This is a genomic window from Variovorax sp. F042, from assembly GCF_057814215.1.
Genome location: NZ_JBVASX010000004.1, coordinates 229,047 through 246,434 on the forward strand (window position 1 = coordinate 229,047; position 17,388 = coordinate 246,434).

Annotated in this window: 15 protein-coding genes and 1 tRNA gene; 10 read left to right on the forward strand and 6 right to left on the reverse strand. The window is 65.6% G+C overall.

Annotated features, from left to right (window positions below):
* Positions 1-3 precede the first annotated feature (3 nt).
* The 8 genes from hscA (at position 4) to ACZYSP_RS16425 (ending at position 5,719) form a co-directional block, all read left to right on the forward strand.
* A complete protein-coding gene (gene hscA, locus ACZYSP_RS16390) occupies positions 4-1,866 on the forward strand; it encodes a Fe-S protein assembly chaperone HscA (protein WP_093078061.1) in 1,863 nt (620 codons plus the stop codon).
* 9 nt (positions 1,867-1,875) lie between these two features.
* Positions 1,876-2,214 carry an ISC system 2Fe-2S type ferredoxin gene (gene fdx / locus ACZYSP_RS16395; RefSeq protein ID WP_007828193.1) on the forward strand — a complete coding sequence of 113 codons (339 nt, stop codon included), beginning with the start codon at positions 1,876-1,878 and terminating at the stop codon, positions 2,212-2,214.
* A complete protein-coding gene (gene dnaQ / locus ACZYSP_RS16400; protein WP_093052326.1) occupies positions 2,214-2,921 on the forward strand; it encodes a DNA polymerase III subunit epsilon in 708 nt (235 codons plus the stop codon). The genes fdx and dnaQ overlap by 1 nt, the downstream gene beginning before the upstream one ends.
* A 75-nt stretch (positions 2,922-2,996) precedes the next feature.
* Positions 2,997-3,071, forward strand: a tRNA-Val gene (locus ACZYSP_RS16405).
* A 161-nt stretch (positions 3,072-3,232) separates the two neighbouring features.
* A complete protein-coding gene (locus ACZYSP_RS16410; protein ID WP_093052323.1) occupies positions 3,233-3,355 on the forward strand; it encodes a stereocilin in 123 nt (40 codons plus the stop codon).
* A gap of 35 nt (positions 3,356-3,390) precedes the next feature.
* Positions 3,391-4,494, forward strand: coding sequence for an NAD(P)/FAD-dependent oxidoreductase (locus tag ACZYSP_RS16415; RefSeq protein WP_093078062.1), 1,104 nt, complete (start codon positions 3,391-3,393; stop codon positions 4,492-4,494).
* Positions 4,495-4,648: 154 nt separating this feature from the next.
* Positions 4,649-4,945 (forward strand): glycine zipper domain-containing protein, encoded by a 297-nt coding sequence (locus tag ACZYSP_RS16420; RefSeq protein ID WP_093052316.1) that lies wholly within the window; start codon positions 4,649-4,651, stop codon positions 4,943-4,945.
* Between the two features lie 54 nt (positions 4,946-4,999).
* On the forward strand, positions 5,000-5,719 hold the full coding sequence (locus ACZYSP_RS16425; RefSeq protein WP_093052310.1) for a phage holin family protein: 720 nt from the start codon (positions 5,000-5,002) through the stop codon (positions 5,717-5,719).
* A gap of 22 nt (positions 5,720-5,741) precedes the next feature.
* Here the strand turns inward: ACZYSP_RS16425 and ACZYSP_RS16430 are convergent, their stop codons facing one another.
* Positions 5,742-6,821: a quinone-dependent dihydroorotate dehydrogenase gene (locus ACZYSP_RS16430; protein WP_093078064.1), complete on the reverse strand. Its 1,080-nt coding sequence runs from the start codon at positions 6,819-6,821 to the stop codon at positions 5,742-5,744.
* Positions 6,822-6,861: 40 nt separating this feature from the next.
* Between ACZYSP_RS16430 and rpiA the strand changes: the two genes are divergently transcribed.
* Positions 6,862-7,566 (forward strand): ribose-5-phosphate isomerase RpiA, encoded by a 705-nt coding sequence (rpiA, locus tag ACZYSP_RS16435; protein ID WP_093078065.1) that lies wholly within the window; start codon positions 6,862-6,864, stop codon positions 7,564-7,566.
* A gap of 28 nt (positions 7,567-7,594) precedes the next feature.
* On the opposite strand, the gene ACZYSP_RS16440 is transcribed toward rpiA, so the two are convergent.
* The 5 genes from ACZYSP_RS16440 to ACZYSP_RS16460 all read right to left on the reverse strand — a co-directional run bounded on the left by ACZYSP_RS16440 (position 7,595) and on the right by ACZYSP_RS16460 (position 14,418).
* The gene (locus ACZYSP_RS16440) at positions 7,595-8,236 is read right to left on the reverse strand and encodes a glutaredoxin family protein (protein WP_093078067.1); all 642 of its coding nucleotides are present in this window, start codon (positions 8,234-8,236) and stop codon (positions 7,595-7,597) included.
* 30 nt (positions 8,237-8,266) lie between these two features.
* Positions 8,267-10,324 (reverse strand): M3 family metallopeptidase, encoded by a 2,058-nt coding sequence (locus ACZYSP_RS16445; RefSeq protein WP_093078068.1) that lies wholly within the window; start codon positions 10,322-10,324, stop codon positions 8,267-8,269.
* Between the two features lie 5 nt (positions 10,325-10,329).
* Positions 10,330-11,181, reverse strand: a complete 852-nt coding sequence (folD, locus tag ACZYSP_RS16450) for a bifunctional methylenetetrahydrofolate dehydrogenase/methenyltetrahydrofolate cyclohydrolase FolD (RefSeq protein ID WP_093078070.1) — start codon at positions 11,179-11,181, stop codon at positions 10,330-10,332.
* 76 nt (positions 11,182-11,257) lie between these two features.
* Positions 11,258-11,890, reverse strand: coding sequence for a response regulator transcription factor (locus ACZYSP_RS16455; RefSeq protein ID WP_012747279.1), 633 nt, complete (start codon positions 11,888-11,890; stop codon positions 11,258-11,260).
* Complete coding sequence (locus ACZYSP_RS16460) at positions 11,887-14,418, reverse strand: PAS domain-containing sensor histidine kinase (protein ID WP_093052292.1); 2,532 nt, start codon at positions 14,416-14,418, stop codon at positions 11,887-11,889. Before ACZYSP_RS16460 ends, ACZYSP_RS16455 begins: the two co-directional genes overlap by 4 nt.
* A gap of 227 nt (positions 14,419-14,645) precedes the next feature.
* On the opposite strand from ACZYSP_RS16460, the gene aceE reads away from it, so the two are divergent.
* A complete protein-coding gene (gene aceE / locus ACZYSP_RS16465; protein WP_093052289.1) occupies positions 14,646-17,360 on the forward strand; it encodes a pyruvate dehydrogenase (acetyl-transferring), homodimeric type in 2,715 nt (904 codons plus the stop codon).
* Positions 17,361-17,388: the final 28 nt, after the last annotated feature.

Genomic DNA, 17,388 nt, shown 5'->3' on the forward strand with positions numbered 1-17,388 from the left:
GGCATGGCTCTTCTTCAGATTTCAGAACCCGGCCAGGCGCCCGACCCGCATCAGCGTCGCATTGCCGTGGGCATCGACCTCGGCACCACCCATTCGCTGGTGGCCGCGGTGCGCAACGGCGTGGCCGAATGCCTGCCCGATGACCAGGGTCGCGTGCTGCTGCCTTCGGCCGTGCGCTACCTTGAAAACGACCGCCGCCAGATCGGCTTCGATGCGCTGGCGGCGCGCGCCAAGGACCCGGCCAACACGATCACTTCGGTGAAGCGGCTCATGGGCCGCGGTCTGGCCGACATCGCGAACCGCGAAGCGATGTCGTACCGCATCGGCAGCAGCGATGGCGGCATGGTGCAGGTGCAGACCCTGGCGGGCGAAAAGTCGCCGGTCGAGATCAGCGCCGAGATCCTGGCCACGCTGCGCTTTCGTGCCGAGGACACCTTCGACGACGAGCTCTACGGTGCCGTCATCACCGTGCCGGCGTACTTCGACGAAGGCCAGCGCCAGGCGACCAAGGATGCCGCGCAACTCGCCGGCCTCAACGTGCTTCGCCTTATCAGCGAGCCCACGGCGGCCGCCATCGCGTATGGCCTCGACAACGCGAGCGAAGGTGTCTACGCGGTCTACGACCTGGGCGGCGGCACCTTCGACATCTCGATCCTGCGGCTCACGCAGGGTGTGTTCGAAGTGATCGCCACGGGTGGCGATTCGGCCCTGGGCGGCGACGACTATGACCACGCGCTGGCCGGCTTCGTGCTCGCGCAGACGGGCCTGCAAGCCGGCAGCGATGCCGACAAGGCGGCGTTGCTGGTCGCCGCACGGGCCGCGAAAGAGGCGCTGACCGATTCGGAATCGGCCCTGTTCAAGGCTGACGTGGCAGGCAAGACCGCTTCGTTCGACCTGACCCGCGAACAGTTCTACACCGCCACGCGGCCACTCACCGATCGCACCATTGCTGCCGTCCGCAAGGCGCTGCGCGACGCGAAGCTCAAGCCCGACGACCTGCAGGGCATCGTGCTTGTCGGCGGCTCCACCCGCATGCCGCAGATCCGCAGCGCCGTCGCCGAGTTCTTCGGCCGCGAGCCACTGGTCAACCTGAACCCTGATGAAGTCGTGGCCCTCGGCGCAGCCATCCAGGCCAACCAGCTTGCCGGCAACAACGGCGCGGGCGAGCTGCTGTTGCTCGACGTGATCCCGCTCTCACTCGGCATCGAGACCATGGGCGGTCTGGTCGAGCGCATCGTGCCGCGCAACCAGACCATCCCCACCGCGATGGCTCAGGACTTCACGACCTATCAAGACGGCCAGACCGCGCTGGCACTGCACGTGGTGCAGGGCGAGCGCGATCTCGTGGCCGACTGCCGCAGCCTCGCGCGCTTCACGCTGCGCGGTATCCCGCCGATGGCGGCCGGCGCGGCACGCATCCGCGTGACGTTCACGGTCGACGCAGACGGTCTGCTGAGCGTGAGTGCCCAGGAGCAGGGCAGCGGCGTCGAAGCCAGCGTGGCGGTCAAGCCGTCATACGGCCTGTCGGACGACCAGATCGCGACCATGCTGCAGGAGAGCTTTTCCACGGCGCAGCAGGACATGCTGGCCCGTGCGCTGGTCGAGGCGCGCGTCGATGCCGATCGCATGTTGCTCGCCACGCAGAGCGCGCTCGATGCCGACGGCGACCTGCTGAGCGACGGAGAGCGCGCCGTCATAGACGCATCGATGGCGCAGTTGCGTGAAACCGCCAAGGGCAGCAACGAGGCCGCCGCCATCGAGGCTGCCACCAAGAAGCTGGCCGACGACACCGAAGCCTTTGCCGCACAGCGAATGAACGCGGGCATTGCGCGCGCACTTGCCGGCCGCAAGGTCGAATCTCTCTAGAACAACAACATGCCCACGATCAAGATCTACCCGCATCCCGAGTACTGCCCGCAGGGCGCTGAAATCACCGCGCCCGCCGGCACCTCGATCTGCGAGGCGCTGCTCGACAACGACATCAACATCGAGCATGCCTGCGAGATGAGCTGCGCCTGCACCACCTGCCACGTGATCGTGCGTGAGGGCTTCAACTCGCTGAACGAGGCGGAAGAGGGCGAAGAAGACTTGCTCGACCGCGCCTGGGGCCTGGAGCCCCAGTCGCGCCTGAGTTGCCAATCGATCCTGGCGCAGGAGAATGTGACCATCGAGATTCCGAAGTACTCGATCAATCACGCCAAGGAAAACCACTGATGTCGCGCCAGATCGTTCTTGATACCGAAACCACCGGCCTCTCTGCGGAGAACGGCGACCGGGTCATCGAGCTCGGCTGCGTGGAGCTGTTCGCCCGCAAGCTCACCGGCAACGACCTGCACATCTACTTCAACCCTGAGCGCGAGAGCCACGAGGACGCGCTCAAGGTCCACGGCCTGACGACTGACTTCCTGCGCGACAAGCCGAAGTTCGCCACATTGGCCAACGACATCGTCGAGTACCTGCGCGATGCCGAGCTGATCATTCACAACGCGGCCTTCGACGTCGGCTTTCTCAACAAGGAATTCGAGCGTGCCGGTTTGCCGCCGCTGCGCACCTTCGTCAGCGAAGTGACCGACACGCTGGCCATGGCCAAGCAGGTGTACCCGGGCAAGCGCAATTCGCTGGACGCGCTGTGCGACCGCTTCGGTGTCGACCGCTCGAACCGAACCTTCCACGGCGCCAAGCTCGACGCGCAGCTGCTGGCAGACGTCTACATCAACCTCACGCGAGGCCAGGATGCGCTGCTGATCGACGTGGCTTCGAACGAGCCTCAGCTGGGCACCACCGTGGTGGCCATCGACCTGAGCCAGTTCGAGCTGCCGGTGATCCTGGCCGCCGAGCACGAACTGACAGCGCACGAAGCGGTGTTGGGGCAACTCGACAAATCGAGCGGCGGTCGCACGCTGTTTCGCGAAAACGGCTGAAAAGCTATGGCATAATCTGAGGCTTCGCACAACGCGATACGTTTTCAGAACGCTGCAGTCAAACAGCAGCGTTTCGGGCGGTTAGCTCAGGGGTAGAGCACAGCATTCACACTGCTGGGGTCGGAGGTTCGAAACCTCCACCGCCCACCATTCAAAGCAACGACTTACGGCACCTTCGGGTGCCGTTTTCGTTTGTCGCGCCGACTTCATTCATCGACTGAACTGTCGGCCTGCACCGACGGCAAGTGCAGCCAAGGGCTGTTGAACTTCCCGTAGTGGCGGCCTAGAACTGAGGGGCAAGGAGCACCGCCATGGCCACTCATCCAGATCTTCCGACCCCCGTCACGCCAAACCTGCCCGTCGAGCCCGACGAAGGGGCCGAGACGCCACCCGACGAACCCACCGATCCGGAGCCGCCGCCCTCCGTGCAATGAGGAAATCCGCGAGCGAGCCGCGCTAAGCTCGCGCAATGGACGAAATAGATTGCGCCGTCATCGGCGCTGGTGTGGTGGGGCTGGCAGTGGCGCGCGCCTTGGCGCTCGCGGGCCGGGAAGTGCTGGTGCTCGAATCCGAAGGTGCCATCGGCACGGGGACGAGTTCGCGCAACAGCGAAGTCATTCACGCCGGCATCTACTACCCGCAGGGCTCGCTCAAGGCGAGGCTGTGCGTCGAAGGCAAGGAAATGCTGTACGCCTACGCGGCGGAGCGTGGTGTGCCGCACCAGCGCTGCGGCAAGCTGATCGTGGCGACCTTGCCCGAGCAGGCGGACCAGCTCGATGTCATCCGGACGAAGGCGGCTGCGAACGGCGTCGGTGATCTGACGTTGATCACCGCGCAGCAGGCTGTGGCGATGGAGCCGCAGCTGCATTGCGTGGCGGCGCTGCATTCGCCGAGCACAGGCATCGTCGATAGCCACTCGCTCATGCTGAGCCTGCTCGGCGACCTCGAGAACGCGGGCGGCATGCTGGCACTGAAATCGCCCATCGTGCGTGCCGAATGCGGCGATGGTGCCATCGTCCTGATGGCTGAGGATGGCACTGCGCTGCGTTGCCGCAGCGTGGTCAATGCAGCGGGTCTCGGTGCCCCTGCGCTGGCGCGGCGTTTCGAGGGCCTGCCGGCCTCGGCGGTGCCCAGGGAATACTTCGCCAAGGGCAACTACTTCACCCTGTCGGGGCGAGCGCCGTTCGGGCGTCTGATCTATCCCGTGCCCGAGCCGGGCGGGCTGGGCGTGCACCTCACGATCGACCTGGGCGGCCAGGCCAAGTTCGGGCCCGATGTGCAGTGGGTGTCTTCGGCCGACGAACTTGTGGTGGACCCGGCCCGCGGCGAGGGCTTCTATGCCGAAGTGCGCAAGTACTGGCCCGCGCTGTCCGACGGCGCCCTGATCCCGGGCTACGCGGGCATGCGGCCGAAGATCTCGGGCCCGGGCGAGCCGGCGGCCGACTTCATGATTGACGGACCTGCATCGCACGGTGTGCCGGGGCTGGTCAATCTCTTCGGCATCGAGTCGCCAGGCCTCACGAGCAGCCTGGCCATCGGGCGCCATGTGGCCGGCTTGCTGGCGGACGCGTGAAGCGCGCTTTGCACGTCGCGAAGTGGCATCTCGCGTCAAAGTCTGCACATCTGTAGCGCCTGAGGGTCTTTTGAGCCTGTAACATGACAGCACGCCATTTGCTGGCGCGAAGCCGCCGGCGCGGTGCCGGTGTCATCACGGAGGAAAGTTTCCAATGAGTGCATCCCAAAATCTTGAAGCAGCAGCCGAAGACATTGCAAGCGACGTGCGCGGCGTGCTGGCAAGCAAGGACCTGGATTCGGTTCCCCACATCAAGGCGCTGCGCCAGCGCATCGACACCAAACTGGCCATCGCACGCGAACTCGCGGCCGAGAAGAGCAAGCTCGCCGCCAAGAAGGCCCGTGAAGCGGCCACTTCCGCCAACGCCTACGCCCACGACGAACCATGGCAGATCGCCGGTGCCGCACTGGCCGTCGGCGTGCTGGTGGGCCTGCTGCTTGGCCGCCGCTGACCTGAGCGCGCACGGCAGCAAGATCGTTCATCCGGACATGGCCGGAGCCAGCCCATGAGGCTGCTGTCCCTGTTCGGGCTGAACGCCCGGATTCGCCGGCTGCGCATTGCCGCGGCCGAAGGCGCCTTGGCGGCCGAAGACCGGGTGCAATTGCTGCGCATGGCCTGGGAGGACGAGAAGCAGCGCCTCAAGCTGATGCTCGTCTTCAGTCTGGCCGTGCTGGGGCTCACCACGGTCACGGTGGCCTTGCTGTCCGTGGCAGTGGTGGTTCATTTCTGGGAAACACCGTACCGCATCACCGCTGCGTGGTCGGTGGCAGGCGTGTGGATCGTGCTCTGGCTGGCCGCTGCCATCGGCTTGCTGCTGACCCTGCGCAATGCCTCCAACAGCTTCGTGCCGGCGCGCCACGAGTTCGAGCGCGACTGGGCCTGGGTCCAGGACAGCTTCGGCCTGGGCAAAGATCCGGAGCAGGACGAAGAAGCGCCGCGCCCCCCGCGGCCGGCCACGCGCGAAGAGTTGCTGGCGCGCATGGAGCGTCAACGCGAGCGCATCGCGACGCTGCAGGGTGGACGCGAGGCACAGCCTGCGGGCGGCTCGGGCGAAGGCGAAGCGCCTCCGCCCAATGAATCGGCTGCTGCTGCGGCGTTGCGCATCGCCCGTGCTCATCCCGTGGCCACCGGCGTCGTTGCCGCGGCGGCCGTGGTGGTGATCAAGCCGAGGCGCCTGCTGCGCTGGGCTGCGGTCATCGCGCCAGTGCTCTGGCGCATGCGCTGAAGAGGAAAGAAAGAAAAAGCTCTCAGGCCTTGCTGCGATCGCGCAGCAGCGCCTGAGCTGCTTCGCGGACCAGCGCCGGTCCGCGATAGATCAGGCCAGTGTAGATCTGCACCACGTCCGCACCCGCGGCGATCTTGGCCTTGGCATCCGCGCCACTGAGGATGCCGCCCACCCCGATGATCGGAAAGCCCGAGCCCAGCGCCGCGCGCAATTGGGCGATCACGCGGTTGCTTGCCTCGCGCACCGGTGCACCCGACAGTCCACCCGCTTCTTCGGCATGCGGCAGGCCCTTGACGGCATCGCGCGAGAGCGTGGTGTTGGTGGCGATCACGCCGTCCATGCCGTGGCGCTTCAGCGTGGCGGCGATGACTGCCACCTGGGCTTCGTCGAGATCGGGCGCGATCTTCACGAACAGCGGCGAGCGCTTGTTGTGGCGTGCTGCCAGAGCCTCGCGCCGTTCGGCCACCGCGCCGAGCAGCGCATCGAGAGCTTCGTCGCTCTGCAGCGTGCGCAGGTTGGCCGTGTTGGGGCTCGAGATGTTGATCGTCACATAGTCGGCATGCGGATACACGCCGTCGAGGCAGATCAGATAGTCGTCCACCGCGCGCTCGATCGGCGTGGCGGCGTTCTTGCCGATGTTGAGGCCCAGCAGCATCGGCTGCTTCGCACCGCCGCCGCCCTTGCGAAAGCGCGCCTTCTGCACGTTGGCCAGGAAGGCGTCGAGCCCTTCGTTGTTGAAGCCTAGCCGGTTGATCAGCGCGTCGCGCTGCGGCAGGCGGAACATGCGCGGCTTGGGATTGCCCGGCTGGGCCTTCGGCGTCACCGTGCCGACCTCGACGAAGCCGAAGCCCATGGCGGCGAAGGCGTCGATGCAGCGGGCGTTCTTGTCGAGCCCGGCCGCCAGGCCCACGCGGTTCGGAAAGGTCAGCCCGGCGAGCTGGACGGGGTCGTCGATGCGGGGCGCCGAGTAAGCGCAGGCCAGCGGCGTGTTCTGGGTGCGCGCCAGCCCGTCTAGCGTGATTTCGTGGGCATGCTCGGGGTCGAAACCGAACAGGAAAGGGCGGGCCAGGCCGTAGAGCGAGGAGGGCATCAGCAGGGGCATCGGATAATTCGGGGCTTCAATGAGCCAAGGATTCTCCGCGATGACCGCACCCGCCTCCCCAAACCCTCTTTCTCAGGACGAACTCAAGGCCCAGGTCGGCCTTGCCGCGCTGGCCTATGTGGTCAAGGGCGAGATCGTCGGCGTCGGCACCGGCTCGACGGTGAACAAGTTCATCGATGCGCTGGCCACCATCAAGGACGAGATCAAGGGCGCCGTCTCCAGCTCGGTCGCCTCGACCGAGCGACTGCGCGCCCTCGGCATTCCGGTGTTCGACAGCAACGAGGTGGAAGAGCTGGCGGTCTACATCGACGGCGCGGACGAAATCGACCACCGCGGTTTCATGGTGAAGGGCGGCGGTGCTGCACTCACGCGCGAGAAGATCGTCGCGGCCCAGTCGCGCAAGTTCGTCTGCATTGCCGACGCATCCAAGCTGGTAGAGGTGCTGGGCGCCTTTCCGCTGCCGGTGGAAGTGATTCCGATGGCCGCGCGCCGCGTGATGCGCCAGTTCGCCAGCATGGGCGGCATCGCCCAGGTGCGCGAGAAAGACGGCCTGCCGCTGGTCACGGACAACGGCCAGCACATCGTCGACGTGACGGGTCTTCGAATTACCGATCCGCTGGCTTTCGAGTCCGAAGTGAGCCAGTGGCCGGGCGTGGTGACGGTCGGCGTCTTCGCGCACCAGAAGGCCGACGTGTGCCTGCTGGGCACCTCGACTGGCGTGAAGACGCTGCAGTTCGGCGCCTAGGAATGAAAGGCCGCGCGAGCGGCCTGGTTCAGAACTTGATGCCGGCGGGGTTGCTCGGGCTCGGCTCGCTCGATGCGGGGGGCGGCGGCGCCGGCTGTGCGGCCGGTGCTGCGGCGGCACGGGGCGCGGGTGCTGCCTGCTGCGCGACCAGCGGTCGCGTGGGGCCGTTGCGGTAACCGGCGGGCAGGCTGTTGCTCTTGGGGTAGCCGGCCGCGTCGAGGTACTGCGACCACTCGACATCCGAGAAGCCCTTGAGTTGCTGCGACCCGATGGTCAGCAATGGCAGCGAGCTCTGGCTGCTCAGGCGCTGCAGCGCCTCGATTTCCTCGTTGCTCTTGACGGTGCGTTCCTCGAACGGAATGCCCCGCGTAATGAGCAGCGAGCGAGCCGTGCTGCACGGCCCGCATTCGTCGCTGCTGTACAGCGTGACGGGGTAGCGCTGAGCCACTTGCCGCAACTCGTAGGGCAGGCCCGCATTTGCCGGCGTGGTGGAGCCGCCTTGCGAGGCCGAGGCCGGCTCGGTGCTGGCCGTGGGGGCGCGGTCCGAGAACGTGACCTTGCCATTCTTGTCGACCTGGCGATAGACCTGTTGTGCCATGGCGCCCGTGGCAACGAGCACAAGGGCCAGGCCGGTCAGGCGATGCAGTGAGAATTTGTAAATCGGATGCATCGCCCGAGTATCGCAAGCTTCAGCGCCGCATCAAGCGGGCTGAGGCTCCGCCATGCCCTGGTGTCGCAGCAGCGCATCAAGCTGGGGCTCGCGGCCCCGGAAAGCCTTGAACGAATCCATGGCGCTGCGGCTGCCGCCGGCCTCCAGGATGGCCTGGCGGTACTTGCGGCCGGTTTCGATGTTCGGCTCGCCGTCGGCGCCCACGGTTTCCTCGAAGGCCGCGTAGGCGTCGGCGCTCAGCACCTCGGCCCACTTGTAGCTGTAGTAGCCGGCTGCGTAGCCGCCCGAGAAGATGTGGCTGAAAGTATTCGGCGTGCGGCTGAACGGCGGCGAGGGCATCACAGCCACCTCGGCGCGCACCTTGCCGAGCAGCGCCATCACGTCGCCGGTCTTGGCGGCGGCCGCGTGGTACTCGGTGTGCAGCAGCATGTCGAACAGCGAGAACTCGATCTGGCGCAGCGTCTGCAGGCCGCTCTGGAAGTTCTTGGCAGCGGTCATCTTGTCGAACAGCGCGCGGGGCAGCGGTTCGCCGGTGTCGACGTGGGCGGTCATGTGCTTGAGCACATCCCACTCCCAGCAGAAGTTTTCCATGAACTGGCTCGGCAGCTCGACTGCATCCCACTCGACGCCGCTGATGCCCGACACGTCGCGCTCGTTCACCTGGGTGAGCATGTGGTGCAGGCCGTGGCCGAACTCGTGGAAGAGGGTGGTCACGTCGTCATGCGTGAGCAGCGGCGGCTTGCCGTCGACGCCGCTGGCAAAGTTGCACACCAGTTGCGCGATGGGGGTTTGCAGCGCACCGTTGTCGGGGCGCAGCCAGCGGGCGCGCACGTCGTCCATCCAGGCACCACCGCGCTTGGCGGCGCGGGCAGAAGGGTCGAGATAGAACTGGCCGACCTTCTGGCCGGCGCGTTCGATGCGGTAGAACTCGACGCTCGGGTGCCAAGTAGGCGCCGAGTCGCGACGGATCGACACCTCGAACAGCGTCTCGACGATCTTGAACAGCCCGGCCATGACCTTCGGCGCGGGGAAGTACTGCTTCACCTCCTGCTCGCTGAAGGCGTAGCGCGCTTCCTTGAGCTTCTCGCCGATGTAGCTCCAGTCCCAGGGCTGGGGGTCGGTGATGCTCAACTGCTCCGAGGCGAAGACCCGCAGGTCGGCCAGGTCGCGCTCGCCATAGGGCTTGGCCTTGATTGCGAGATCGCGCAGGAACTTGACGACCTGCTCGGGCGACTCGGCCATCTTCGGCACGACCGAGAGTTCGCCGTAGTTCCTGTAGCCCAGCAGCTTCGCTTCTTCCTCGCGCAGCGCGAGGATTTCGGTGATGAGCGCGGTGTTGTCGAAGGCAGCGTCGCCGAACTCGCTGGCGCGGGTGACGTAGGCGCGGTAGAGCTTCTCGCGCAGCGCGCTGCTCTTGGCGAACTGCATCACCGGCAGATAGCACGGCATCTTGAGCGTGAGCTTGTAGCCTTCCTTGCCATCGGCCTCTGCGGCGGCGCGCGCGGCGCTCACCACGTCTTCGGGCACGCCTTCGAGTTCGCCGAGCGCGGCGTAGTAGGCGAAGGCATCGGTTGCGTCGAGTGCATTTTCGCTGAACTTCTGGCTCAGCTCAGCCTGGCGTTCCTGGATCTCGGCGAAGCGCTTCTTGGCGTCGCCCTGCAGCTCGGCACCGCCCAGCACGAAGTTGCGCACCGCATTGCGATGCGCCTGGCGCTGCTCTGCGTTGAGCGTGGCGACGTCGATGGCCTTGTACTTAGCGTACAGCTGCTCGTCGCAGCCCAGCCGGGTCCAGAAGGCGGTCACGCGCGGCATGGCTTCGTTGTAGGCGGCGCGCAATTCGGGCGTGTCGGCCACTGCGTTGAGGTGGCCGACGGCGCTCCAGGCGCGGCTGAAGCGTTCGGAGGCCACGTCGAGCACCTTCGAGATCGCATTCCAGTCAGCGGGAAAGCCGGGCGCCGTCACGGTCTGCAGCGCGGTCTCGGCATCGGCCAGCAGCGCGTCGACGGCGGGCGCGACGTGCTCGGGCTTGATGCGATCGAACAGCGGGAGATCGTTGAAATCGAGGAGAGGATTGTTCGTCATGGCCATGAAAGTTACTTGGCGGCGCGTTCGGCCGCTTCAAGGGTGTTTGCCAGAAGCATGGCCCGCGTCATGGGGCCGACGCCACCAGGCACGGGCGTGATCCAGCCGGCCACTTCCTTCACGCCGTCGAAATCGACGTCGCCGGCCAGCTTGCCGTCTTCCTTGCGGTTCATACCCACGTCGATGACGACCGCGCCCGGCTTCACCATGTCTGCGGTCAGGAGATTGAGCTTGCCCACCGCCGCGACGATCACGTCGGCCTGGCGCGTGATGGCGCCCAGGTCTTGCGTGGCGCTGTGGCAGATGGTCACGGTGGCGCTCTTGGCGAGCAGCATCATGGCCATCGGCTTGCCGACGATGTTGCTGCGGCCGATGACCACGGCGTGCTTGCCGCGCAGGTCGTAGCCGATGGATTCGAGCATCTTCATGCAGCCGTGCGGCGTGCAGGGCCAGAAGCCCGGGGCGCCGGTCATCAGCGCACCGGCGCTGGCGACGTGAAAGCCGTCGACGTCCTTTGCGGGCGAGATTGTCTCGATGACCTTCTGGCTGTCCATGTGTTTGGGCAGCGGCAGCTGGACCAGGATGCCGTGCACCTTCGGGTCGTCGTTGAGGGTGCGGATGCGGGCCAGCAGATCGGCCTCGCTCATGTCGGCGGGGTAGGTTTCGAGCGTGGCTTCCAGGCCGGTCTGGGCGCTGTCGTTGACCTTGTGCTTCGTATAGACCTGGCTGGCCGGGTCTTCGCCCACGAGGATGATGGAAAGGGCCGGGTTCACGCCACGGGCCTTGAGTGCGGCGGTGCGGCCGGCAACTTCGGCGCGAATGGTTTTGGCGAGGGCGTTGCCGTCGATCAGTTGGGCGGTCATCGGTTTCGATTTTCCAAGTAAAAACGCCCGCTTGCGCAGGCGTGGGATTCATTCGTCGCTATCTGTCGGATAGCTTCTAGGCCTTGGCAGCGGGCGCCGCCTGTCCCAGGGCGATCTTGAGCAGATCGGCCACGGTGTTGGCGTTGAGCTTTTCCATGATGTTGGCGCGGTGCGCCTCGACCGTCTTGATGCTGATGCCAAGGTCGTCGGCGATCTGCTTGTTCAGGCGGCCGGCGACGATGCGTTCGAGCACCTGCGCCTCGCGGCCCGTGAGCTTGGACAGCAGCGCGTCGCGGCTGGCCGACTGCTGGTGCTGCGTGAAGGCGCCGCGTGCGTGTTCGAGCATGCGCTCGACAAGCGTGACCAGCTCTTCGTCGTTGAAGGGCTTCTGGATGAAATCCATCGCGCCTTTCTTCATGCTGTCGACCGCCATCGGCACGTCGCCGTGGCCGGTGATGACCACGATCGGCAGCGGGGAGCGCCGTTCGATCAGTCGATCCTGCAATTCGAGGCCGGTCATGCCGGCCATGCGGATGTCGACGATCAAACAGGCGACTTCGCGCGGGTCGTATCGGGAGAGAAAGGATTCGGCGGAATCGAAACAGCGGACTCTGTAGTCCTTGCCTTCGAGCAGCCATTGCAGCGAATCGCGTACGGCTTCGTCGTCGTCGACGACATAGACCGTGCCCTTCTTCGGAATCAAACTCATGCAGGTACCTTTGCCTCGTCGCTAGCTACGGAACTGATAGCGTCCAACACCGGAATCCAGAAGGAAAAGCGGCATCCGATCACATCCGGGCCATTGTAGATGTTCTCCGCCTGCATCCGGCCGCGGTGCGACTCGACGATGGTGCGGCACAGATTCAGCCCGATACCCATGCCCTCGGGCTTGGTCGAGAAGAAGGCTTCGTAGAGCCGGTCCATCACTTCGGGCGCCAGGCCCTTGCCCGTGTCCTGCACCGAGAACTCGATGGCGTTGTGGCCCTCGATCACCTTGGGCAGCACGCGTAGCTCGACGCTGCGGCGCGCCAGCGGACGGTCGGCGATGTCGATGGATTCGGCGGCGTTCTTCAGCAGGTTGACCATCACCTGCTCGATGAGGATCGGGTCGACGCGCACCACCGGCAGCCGCGCGGCCACGTAGTGATTCAGGCGCACGTTGCGCCGGCGCAGCTCGATGCCGGCGAGTTCGACCGCTTCGCTCACCATGGTGGCCACGTCGGCCGGCGTGCGGTTGGGTTCGCTGCGCTTCACGAAGGAGCGGATGCGCTGGATGATCTGGCCCGCGCGCTGCGCCTGCTTCGAGGTTTTTTCGAGCGCGGCGAGCAGGGCCTCGGTGTCGATCGACTGGCCCTTGATGCGCGACATCATCCCGTTGCAGTAGTTGGTGATGGCGGTCAGTGGCTGGTTGAGCTCGTGCGCCACGCTTGACGCCATTTCGCCCATCGTGATGAGGCGGCTTGCGGCCTGGGCCTTGTCGGCCTGCGCGGCGGCCTGCTCTTCGGCGTCGCGGCGCGGCGTGATGTCGGTGGCGATGACGAGCTGTGCCAGGCGGCCGTCGACCCAGGTCAGGTAGCGCGAACGCACTTCGAGCCACTTGCCGAGGTGGGGCACGAAGATTTCGTTGTTGGCAGTCTGCGCGGCGGTGAGCGTGTCGATGGGCAGGCCGGCATACGGGTCCACGTCGTCGAGGCCTTCGTCGTGTGCATTGGATGCGGGCACGCCCGCCTGCGCGACCATGCCCAAGTGCCCTACGGTGTCCGAGCCGAACCACAGGCGATACAGCTTGTTGGCGAACAGCAGTTCCTCGCTGCCGATGGGGGCGACCGACACCGCTGCGTCGAGCGCTTCCAGCACGGTGGTGAAGCGCTCGTAGGAGGCCGACAACTGCTCGCGGATGCGCGTGGGCTCGGTGATGTCGGTCATCGACGTCATCCAGCCGGTCTGGTGGCCGCGCGCGTCGATCAGTGGCGACACGTATAGCCGCGCGTTGAACACGCTGCCGTTCTTGCGCTTCACGCGCACCTGGAAGCCGCCGGGGAGGGCGCGGCCGTGCAGCTCTTCTTCAAGCCGCTCGTTCATCACCTCGCGGTCGGATTCGAGCCAGTAGGGAAAGGGCGGCGTCTGGCCGACCAGTTCTTCCTCGCTCCAGCCCGTCATGGCGCAGAAGGCGGCGTTCACGTAGGTGATGCGCCCTTGCAGATCGAGCACGCGCATGCCCGTGAGCATGGAGTTTTCCATTGCCCGGCGGAAATTGGTCTCGGCCACCAGCCGCTGCTGTGCCTGGAGCCGTCGCCGCGTGTGGCGCCAGGTGCCGATCAGCATCCAGCTCGTGAGCACGCTGAGAGCGCAGACCAGCCAGAACAGGCCGTTGCCGACCACGCCCTGCGAGGTGCGGTAGGCCTGCGCCCGCAGCACCAGCGCATTGCCCACGGGCGATACCGGCACTTCGTACTCGTTGGTTCGTTCGCTCCAGGGCAGCAGGCGCGTGCCGCTGTCTTTCAGGTTGGTGGTGTTGCCGGCGATCACATGGCCCTTGGCGTCGAGCAGCGACACCGCGTAGCGCGCCTGGACCTCGGACGGCATGCCGTAGCGCAGCAGCCCGTCGACCGAGAACTCGCCCAGCACCACGCCCGCGAACAGGCCCTGGTCGAAAAGGGGAATGTGCAACTGCAGCATCGCCGCTGGATCGCCTCCGGCCACAGGCTGCGAATACACCGGCTGGCGCAGTTCGCGCGCCAGCGCGTAGTTGCTCTCGATGTCGCCGGGGCGCAGCACATCGCCGATCAGGTGCTGCTGCGCCGGGTGCACGCTGGGCGCCGCATAGCCGGCCTTGAAGCGGCGGCGGTCGTCGATCCAGGTGATGGTCTGCAGTTCGGGGAACTGGCTCACCAGGGACTCGGCGCGGCTGGTGAATTCGACCGGGTCGATCTCGCGGTTAGAGGCATCGCGCGCGATGCGCATCAACTGCTCTTGCCGCTCCAGCAGCCGCAGCCGCATGCGCTGCTGGGCGTACTCGACGTCGCGGCGTACCGACTCCTGCTCGCGCTCGACTTCTTCAGTGCGCAGGTACCAGAAGGCGGAAACGATGGCGGCAAGAAACAACAGCACGGCCGCCATCGGCGCGAGCATGGCGACCGCGTCCTGCAGCACCGGCGTCTGCCGGCGCCACCACCTGCGCCACCAGGACAGGGGTGAGGCACTGCGGGCAACGGCCAGCGGGGAGGAAAGAGGCATCACCCGAGTTTAGGTGAAGCCCCTCTCGGAAGCGATGTGGGCTGCCGTGGGATGAGCTCGGTAGCGGTTGCGGGATGGTTGCCGTCCCGATCGGTGCATTGTCATAAATATCACATTAAGAAATCGTCACGCACTATTTGAAATCCCAATGTTTCTATGAGAAACTCCGCCGCGCTGATCCCATAGCGCACTAAATTACCGCCACAGCCCTAAAAGGAGAGACAAGCATGTCGGCAAATCCCGAGAACCTGTTCGGCTCGGCCGCAAACGATGCGGACGCCCAGGAAACCCGTGAATGGATGGATGCACTGTCCTCCGTCATCCAGAGCGAGGGTCCGGAGCGGGCCCACTTCCTTCTCGAGCAGCTGCTCGAGCATGCCCGCCAGAACACGGTCGACATGCCGTTCTCGGCCAACACCGGCTATGTCAACACCATCGAGCCTTCGCAGGAGGCTCGCAGCCCCGGCAATCTCGAGATCGAACAGCGCCTGCGCGCCTACATGCGCTGGAACGCAATGGCCATGGTGGTCAAGGCCAACCGCCACCATCCGGCCGAAGGCGGCGACCTGGGCGGCCACATCGGCTCCTTCGCGTCGCTGGCAAGCATGTTCGGCGCCGGTTTCAACCACTTCTGGCACGCCGAGAGCGAAAACCACGGCGGCGACCTGCTCTACATCCAGGGCCACGTTTCGCCCGGCATCTATGCCCGCGCCTACCTCGAAGGCCGCCTGTCCGAAGAGCAACTGCTCAACTTCCGCCAGGAAGTGGACGGCAAGGGCCTGTCGAGCTACCCGCACCCCAAGCTGATGCCGGAGTTCTGGCAGTTCCCCACCGTGTCGATGGGCCTGGGCCCGCTGATGGCGATTTACCAAGCGCGCTTCCTCAAGTACCTGCACGCACGCGGCATCGCCAACACCGAGAACCGCAAGGTGTGGGTGTTCTGCGGCGACGGTGAAATGGACGAAGTGGAATCGCTGGGCGCCATCGGCCTCGCGGCACGCGAGAACCTCGACAACCTGATCTTTGTCATCAACTGCAACCTGCAGCGCCTGGACGGCCCGGTGCGCGGTAACGGCAAGATCATCCAGGAGCTCGAAGGCGAGTTCCGCGGTGCCAACTGGAACGTCGTCAAGCTGATCTGGGGCAAGGGCTGGGACGCTCTGCTCGAGAAGGACCATGACGGCGCGCTGCGCAAGATCATGATGGAGTGCAACGACGGCGACTACCAGTCGTTCAAGGCCAACGACGGCGCCTACGTCCGCAAGAACTTCTTCGGCCGCGACCCGCGCACGCTGAAGATGGTCGAGCACCTGACCGACGATGAGGTCTGGAACCTCCAGCGCGGCGGCCACGACTCGCAGAAGGTGTTTGCCGCCTTCCACGCCGCCCAGAACCACACGGGCCAGCCCACGGTGCTGCTCGTCAAGACCGTCAAGGGCTTCGGCATGGGCAAGATCGGCGAGGGCAAGAACACGGTCCACCAGACCAAGAAGCTCAGCGACGAGGACATCAAGGCCTTCCGCGACCGCTTCAACATCCCGATTCCGGACAGCCAGATTGCCGAGCTGCCGTTCTACAAGCCGGCCGACGACACGCCGGAAATGCGTTACCTGCACGAGCGCCGCAAGGCCCTGGGCGGCTACCTGCCGCACCGCCGTGTCAAGGCCGACGAAAGCTTCACGGTGCCGTCGCTCGACACCTTCAAGGCAGTGATGGAGCCCACGGCCGAGGGCCGCGAGATCTCTACCACTCAGGCCTATGTGCGCTTCCTCACGCAACTGCTGCGCGACAAGGCGCTCGGCCCGCGCGTGGTGCCGATCCTCGTGGACGAGGCGCGCACCTTCGGCATGGAAGGCCTGTTCCGCCAGATCGGCATCTACAACCCGCACGGTCAGCAGTACACCCCGGTCGATAAAGACCAGGTCATGTACTACAAGGAAGACAAGGGCGGGCAGATCCTGCAGGAAGGCATCAACGAAGCCGGCGGCATGTCGAGCTGGATCGCGGCGGCAACGTCGTACAGCACGAACAACCGCATCATGGTGCCGTTCTACGTGTACTACTCGATGTTCGGCTTCCAGCGCATCGGCGACCTGGCCTGGGCGGCCGGCGACATGCAGGCGCGCGGCTTCCTGCTTGGCGGCACTTCGGGGCGCACCACGCTGAACGGCGAAGGCCTGCAGCACGAAGATGGTCACAGCCACATCCTGGCCAACACCATCCCGAACTGCGTGAGCTACGACCCGACCTTCGCGCACGAAGTCGGCGTCATCCTGCACCACGGCCTCAAGCGCATGGTCGAGAAGCAGGACAACGTCTACTACTACCTGACGCTGCTCAACGAGAACTACGCGATGCCCGGCCTGCAGCCCGGTACCGAAGAGCAGATCATCAAGGGCATGTACCTGTCGAAGCAGGGCCCAGCGCTCAAGGCCAAGGCCCCCACGGTGCAACTGCTGGGCAGCGGCACCATCCTGCGCGAAAGCTTCGCTGCGCAAGAGCTGCTCGAAAAGGACTGGGGCGTGTCGGCTTCCGTGTGGAGCTGCCCGAGCTTCAACGAGCTCACCCGCGACGGCCAGGATGCCGACCGCTGGAACCTGCTGCACCCGGACCAGACGCCGCGCGTGCCCTTCGTGGCCGAGCAGCTCGGGGCCTCGACCGGCCCGGTGGTCGCATCGACCGACTACATGAAGGCCTATGCCGAGCAGATCCGCCCTTTCATCCCGAAGGGCCGTACCTACAAGGTGCTCGGCACCGACGGCTTCGGCCGAAGCGACTTCCGCAACAAGCTGCGCGAGCACTTCGAGATCAACCGCCACTACATCGTGGTGGCCGCGCTCAAGGCGCTGAGCGAAGATGGCACCGTGCCGGTTGCCAAGGTGGTGGAAGCGATCAAGAAGTACGGCATCAATGTCGACAAGGTCAACCCGCTTTACGCTTGAACATCAACAACCAACGAACGAACGGCGC

Bases quoted from the DNA above. Each gene is read 5' to 3' on its own strand.
- ACZYSP_RS16430 (WP_093078064.1), bottom strand. From the start codon at position 6,821: ATGCCCCTGCTGATGCCCTCCTCGCTCTACGGCCTGGCCCGCCCTTTC.
- ACZYSP_RS16425 (WP_093052310.1), top strand. From the start codon at position 5,000: ATGAGGCTGCTGTCCCTGTTCGGGCTGAACGCCCGGATTCGCCGGCTG.
- hscA (WP_093078061.1), top strand. From the start codon at position 4: ATGGCTCTTCTTCAGATTTCAGAACCCGGCCAGGCGCCCGACCCGCAT.
- ACZYSP_RS16420 (WP_093052316.1), top strand. From the start codon at position 4,649: ATGAGTGCATCCCAAAATCTTGAAGCAGCAGCCGAAGACATTGCAAGC.
- dnaQ (WP_093052326.1), top strand. From the start codon at position 2,214: ATGTCGCGCCAGATCGTTCTTGATACCGAAACCACCGGCCTCTCTGCG.
- aceE (WP_093052289.1), top strand. From the start codon at position 14,646: ATGTCGGCAAATCCCGAGAACCTGTTCGGCTCGGCCGCAAACGATGCG.
- fdx (WP_007828193.1), top strand. From the start codon at position 1,876: ATGCCCACGATCAAGATCTACCCGCATCCCGAGTACTGCCCGCAGGGC.
- ACZYSP_RS16455 (WP_012747279.1), bottom strand. From the start codon at position 11,890: ATGAGTTTGATTCCGAAGAAGGGCACGGTCTATGTCGTCGACGACGAC.
- ACZYSP_RS16410 (WP_093052323.1), top strand. From the start codon at position 3,233: ATGGCCACTCATCCAGATCTTCCGACCCCCGTCACGCCAAACCTGCCC.
- ACZYSP_RS16440 (WP_093078067.1), bottom strand. From the start codon at position 8,236: ATGCATCCGATTTACAAATTCTCACTGCATCGCCTGACCGGCCTGGCC.
- ACZYSP_RS16445 (WP_093078068.1), bottom strand. From the start codon at position 10,324: ATGGCCATGACGAACAATCCTCTCCTCGATTTCAACGATCTCCCGCTG.
- ACZYSP_RS16415 (WP_093078062.1), top strand. From the start codon at position 3,391: ATGGACGAAATAGATTGCGCCGTCATCGGCGCTGGTGTGGTGGGGCTG.
- folD (WP_093078070.1), bottom strand. From the start codon at position 11,181: ATGACCGCCCAACTGATCGACGGCAACGCCCTCGCCAAAACCATTCGC.
- rpiA (WP_093078065.1), top strand. From the start codon at position 6,862: ATGACCGCACCCGCCTCCCCAAACCCTCTTTCTCAGGACGAACTCAAG.
- ACZYSP_RS16460 (WP_093052292.1), bottom strand. From the start codon at position 14,418: ATGCCTCTTTCCTCCCCGCTGGCCGTTGCCCGCAGTGCCTCACCCCTG.